General features: G+C 69.9%; 6 protein-coding genes and 1 pseudogene. All 7 read left to right on the top strand.

What is annotated here, in order from left to right:
- Positions 1 to 442: pseudogene (locus tag GZ998_RS08765) on the top strand (hypothetical protein); the annotation flags it as partial.
- A complete protein-coding gene (locus GZ998_RS08760) occupies positions 439 to 1767 on the top strand; it encodes a CpaF family protein (RefSeq protein WP_161923909.1) in 1329 nt (442 codons plus the stop codon). The pseudogene GZ998_RS08765 and the gene GZ998_RS08760, both read left to right, overlap by 4 nt.
- Positions 1764 to 2633, top strand: a complete 870-nt coding sequence (locus GZ998_RS08755; protein ID WP_219109626.1) for a type II secretion system F family protein — start codon at positions 1764 to 1766, stop codon at positions 2631 to 2633. Before GZ998_RS08760 ends, GZ998_RS08755 begins: the two co-directional genes overlap by 4 nt.
- Positions 2630 to 3553, top strand: a complete 924-nt coding sequence (locus GZ998_RS08750) for a type II secretion system F family protein (protein ID WP_161923911.1) — start codon at positions 2630 to 2632, stop codon at positions 3551 to 3553. The genes GZ998_RS08755 and GZ998_RS08750 overlap by 4 nt, the downstream gene beginning before the upstream one ends.
- A gap of 55 nt (positions 3554 to 3608) precedes the next feature.
- Positions 3609 to 3827 (top strand): hypothetical protein, encoded by a 219-nt coding sequence (locus GZ998_RS08745; protein WP_161923912.1) that lies wholly within the window; start codon positions 3609 to 3611, stop codon positions 3825 to 3827.
- Between the two features lie 4 nt (positions 3828 to 3831).
- Positions 3832 to 4248, top strand: a complete 417-nt coding sequence (locus GZ998_RS08740) for a TadE family protein (RefSeq protein ID WP_219109625.1) — start codon at positions 3832 to 3834, stop codon at positions 4246 to 4248.
- A complete protein-coding gene (locus GZ998_RS08735) occupies positions 4245 to 4685 on the top strand; it encodes a TadE/TadG family type IV pilus assembly protein (RefSeq protein WP_237564315.1) in 441 nt (146 codons plus the stop codon). Before GZ998_RS08740 ends, GZ998_RS08735 begins: the two co-directional genes overlap by 4 nt.
- Positions 4686 to 4750 lie beyond the last annotated feature (65 nt).

The raw sequence follows: 4750 nt of genomic DNA, 5'->3' as shown, positions 1-4750 counted from the left end.
CTGGTCGGCAGTCGCACAGAGCCTGCGCGGCCCGGTAGATGTCATTGCTGATGCGGGACGACTGACCCCCGGTACGCCCAGCCTGGGCGCAGCACTGGCCTCCGATCGCCTCATCCTGGTCACGCGCCCCGGAGTGGACCAGTACGGGCACCTCCGGGAGCGTCTGCGGTGGATCGTCGATGAGACGGCCCACCGTGCAGAGCGGCCCGACCTCGGAGTCCTACTGGTCACGCCCTGGAAGGAGCGCCACGAGGCAGGTGCCCTGAACCGGCTACTGCACTCCGGAGGCCTCGACGTCCCAGTGACGGGGGTGCTCGCCCACGACGACGGAGCGGCGGACGCGCTGGCGGGGCGGCGGCCCCGACCGCTGGACCGCAGCCTGCTGGTGCGCTCCGCCCGAGAACTGGCTGCCGAGCTGGCAGGAGCGGAGGAGTCGCAGTGAGCGTTGACCAGAACATTGTGCGCACCATGCGTGAGGAGGTCGCCGACCTGCTCGCCAAGCAGCGGCATGACGATGCCGCCTCCGGCATCCCGCCCATGACGCCCGAGGACGAACGGCAATTCGCCCGGGCCCTGATTGGACGGGTGCTGGAGCAGTATGCCCGCACGGAGATCGCCGCCGGCCGCAGCCCCCTGGACGCCCAGGCCGAGGAGGAGGTCTCCCAGGGCATCCACGCCGCCCTGTTCGGGGTCGGCCGCCTGCAGCCCCTGCTGGAGGACCCCGACGTCGAGAACGTGGACATCAACGGCTATGACAACGTCTTCATCCAATACGCAGACGGGCGTGAGGAGCGTGGGGCACCGGTTGCCGATTCCGACGACGAGCTCGTCGAGCTAGTCCAGGTGCTCGGCTCCTACTCCGGTCTCGCCTCCCGCCCCTTCGACTCCGCCAACCCCCAGCTCGACCTGCGGCTGCCGGACGGCTCCCGTCTCTCTGCCGTCATGGACGTGTGCTCCCGTCCCGCGGTGTCGGTGCGCCGCGCCCGCCTGGACAAGGTGGGACTGGATGAGCTGGTGGGCCTGGGAACCCTCAGCCCCCGGCTGGCGGCCTTCTGCTCGGCGGCGGTGCGCGCCCGCAAGAACATCATGATCGCCGGCGCCACCAACGCCGGTAAGACCACCTTCCTGCGCGCGCTGGCAAACGAGATACCGCCGTCCGAACGGCTGATCACCGTGGAGCGCGCACTTGAGCTCGGGCTCGGCGAGTTCTCCGACCTGCATCCCAACGTGGTGGCCTTCGAGGAGCGCCTGCCCAACGCCGAGGGTGTCGGCGCCATCACCATGGCCGACCTGGTGCGGCGCTCGCTGCGCATGAACCCCTCGCGCGTGATCGTTGGCGAGGTACTGGGAGACGAGATCGTCACCATGCTCAACGCCATGAGCCAGGGCAATGACGGCTCGCTGTCCACAATCCACGCCAACTCCTCGGCGGAGGTGTTCAACCGCATCGCTACCTACGCCATCCAGTCCGCGGAGCACCTGCCGCAGGACGCCACCAACCTGCTGATCGCGGGCGCCGTCGACTTCGTAATCTTCCTCACCCGCGAGAACCGGTTCTCCGAGGGTGGCTCCATGCGCCGTTACGTGGCCTCCGTGCGCGAGGTGAACGGGGTCGACGGGCGCGTGCTGTCCAGCGAGGTATTCGCCGACGACGGCTCCGGACAGGCGCAGCCCGCTGCCCCAATCGAATGCGTCGAGGATCTGATCGAGGCCGGCTACGACCCTGCCGCCGCCTATGCCGTCCCCAATGCGCGGAGGTCCCGATGAACAGTTCTACCGCCATGGCCGCTGTGCTGGCCGGTGCCCTTATCGGCGCCGGACTGTTCCTGCTGCTCGCCTTCGCCCTGGGCGCAGACCCTCTCCCCGGCCGCGTACCGGGCGCCGGCGGCGGTCGGCAGCTGCTCGCCGGTCGACCGCTGTGGCGGCTCGCCCTGGCCGGCGGCATCGCCGTCGCCTTGCTGGTACTTACTCGCTGGCTCGTGCTGGCGACGGCCGGCGGTGTGCTGGTGGTCGTATGGCCGCTGCTGTTCGGCGGTGCCCGACAGGAGCGGGAGGCAGCAGCCAGAATCGAGGCGCTGGCGACCTGGGCGGAGTCGCTGCGCGACACGATCGCCGGAGCCGTCGGCCTGGAGCAGGCCATCCCCGCCACCGTCTACGCCGCCGCACCGATTATTCGCGAGGACCTCGCACTACTGGCCGACCGGATGCGCGTGCGGGTGCCGCTCGCCACCGCACTGCGCCAGTTCGCCGACGACCTGGACGACCCAACCGCAGACCTGATCGTGTCCGCACTGATTATGAACTCGCGGCTGCGCGGCCCCGGGCTGCGCCAGCTGCTGGGCTCGCTAGCCGAAACGGCCCGCGCCGAGCTGGACATGCGCCAGCGCGTCTCCGCCTCCCGCGCCGGGACCCGGCGCTCGGCCCAGATCGTCGTCGTGTTCTCAGTGATCGTCATGCTGGGACTCGCGCTATTCAACCGCAGCTTCGTGGAGCCCTACGCCAGCGCGCAGGGTCAGCTGGTCCTGCTGGTGGTGGCCGGGCTGTTCGCCGTCGGCCTGATGTGGATGCGGCGCCTTGCCGGCGTGGTGCTACCGCGCCGTTTCCTGACCGTCACGAACGGGGACGCCGCATGAGCATCTGGATCCTGGTCGGCGGAGCCGTCAGCGGTGCCGGGGTGCTACTGCTGACGCTGCTCATCGCTCCTCCGCGCGTACAGCCCGCACCGGCACTGGCCGAGCTGGACACGCTGCGGGACGAGAGCAGGCTGCGCCGCGACGCCCGGCGCCTCAACCCCGCTGAACGCGCCCTGCCCGACTGGATCGACGTGGTCGGCTTCCGCGCGGCGGCGCTGCTGCGGCGCACTGGAGTCGACCTGGGCTCCCTGAGCGCCGACCTGGCCGTCATGGGAAGGTCCCTGGAGCGGCACCTGGTGACGTCGCTGCTGTACGGGCTGGTCGCGTTCACCGCACCACTGGCCCTGGTGGGTGCCGCAACCGCGCTCGGCGCTATCACCTCCTGGGAGACTCCGGTCCTGGTGTGCACCGTGCTCGGCCTGCTGGCCCTGGTCCTGCCCACTGTCCGCCTGCGCGGGCAGGCCGACGAGGCGCGCCGTGACTTCCGGCACGTGGTGGGCTCCTACCTGGACCTGGTGTCAATGTCCCTGGCTGCCGGCCGGGGTGTGCCCGAGGCCCTCGACGCGGCCTCGACCCTGTCTGACGACCCGGCCATGGTGCGCATCCGCGACGCCCTGGCCGCAGCCCGCCTACGCGGCGAGACCCCCTGGGCCGCCATGGGCGGCCTCGGGGACCGGCTGCGGATTGACGAGCTGCGCGACCTGTCGGCCGCACTCGGGCTCGTAGCCGAGGACGGGGCCAAGATCCGTGAATCCCTGGCCGCCCGGGCCACCAGCATGCGGCGGCGCGAACTGGCCGACGCGGAGGGCAAGGCTGGGGAAAGCTCCGAATCCATGCTGGTGGCCCAGCTCATCATCGCCATGGGCTTCATCGTGTTCCTCGTATACCCGGCCCTCGCCGGGATCATTGGCGGCACGTGAGGCTCTCGGCATGACCCGATCCGTCCGGAAAACAACCCTGTAGAAAGGAACGAACATGCTCCGCCTGATCTGCACACTTCAAGTCATCGCTGGTGACCTCACCACCACGGTCCGAGACCGGCTCAACTCCCACGACGGGGAGAAGGGCGCATCCACGGTCGAGTGGGTCATCATCACCGGATTCCTCATCGTGCTGGCCGCACTCGTCGGACGCGCCGTCTACAGCCTCGTCCAGGACGCCGCATCCAACCTCAAGGCGCCGGGCCTGGGCTGAGCGCATGACTTCGTCGGCAGCGCCGCTTACGCGGCTCCGGGAGGAGACCGGCGCGTCCTCGGTGGAGCTCCTGGTCTTCTTCCCTCTGCTCATGCTCATCATCCTCGTCACCGTGCAGGTCGCCCTGTCCTGGTACGGCAATGAGGTGGCCATCGCCACCGCCCGGGAAACGGCCCGGGTGGTGCGCGAGGGCGGCACTACGGCGGCGGAGCTCGCTCAGGCAGAGGCCGACGGCGCCCAGTACGCCACCCGGGTGGGCGGTGGCCGCGCACTCACCCACGTCAACGTGCACATCGCCGCCGTCGGCGACCAGGCGCGGATCACGGTTACCGGCACCTCCATGGACATCATCGGCGGGCTCGCCCCCGGCATTGAGGCAACCATCACCGCACCGATCGAGACTTTCCGGGAGGATACGTGACAGGCGCTCCTTTTACCCCTTCCGCGCGTCGGCACGCCCGACGACGCGGCGAGCGCGGCACCATGTCGGTGGAGATGGTCGTGATTGCTCCGGCCCTGCTCATGATCGTCATGCTCGTTGTGGCTGCAGGGCGCTGGGTCTCCGCCGAGGGCATGACTCAGGCCGCGGCGCGTGACGCTGCTCGCGCAGCCTCCATGGAGCGCTCCGCCGGCATGGCGGCCAGCGCGGCCGCGGCCAGCCTGGCGGTTGCTGACACCGCCAACGCCGAGTGCAGCTCGGCCACCGACGTGTCCGGCTTCTCCCGGGGAGGCTCGGTGAAGGTCACCGTCAGCTGCCGAGTGCGGCTGGCTGACCTCGGCCTGGTGTTCCTGCCCGGCACCACCACCGTCACCTCCAGCTCGATCTCGCCGGTCGACACCTGGAGGGGAACCCGATGAGGACACGCCCCCACGAGCGTGGCTCGACATCGGTATTCGCCGTGATCGTCGCCGCGGTACTTATG

The organism is Actinomyces sp. 594 (assembly GCF_019325145.1).
Lineage (GTDB): Bacteria > Actinomycetota > Actinomycetes > Actinomycetales > Actinomycetaceae > Actinomyces.
The sequence above is the reverse complement of the archived record's forward strand: the minus strand, read 5'-3'. Positions and strand labels throughout refer to the sequence as shown.

Coding starts and splice junctions, on each gene's coding strand:
- GZ998_RS08745 (WP_161923912.1), top strand. CDS start 3,609: ATGCTCCGCCTGATCTGCACACTTCAAGTCATCGCTGGTGACCTCACC.
- GZ998_RS08750 (WP_161923911.1), top strand. CDS start 2,630: ATGAGCATCTGGATCCTGGTCGGCGGAGCCGTCAGCGGTGCCGGGGTG.
- GZ998_RS08740 (WP_219109625.1), top strand. CDS start 3,832: ATGACTTCGTCGGCAGCGCCGCTTACGCGGCTCCGGGAGGAGACCGGC.
- GZ998_RS08755 (WP_219109626.1), top strand. CDS start 1,764: ATGAACAGTTCTACCGCCATGGCCGCTGTGCTGGCCGGTGCCCTTATC.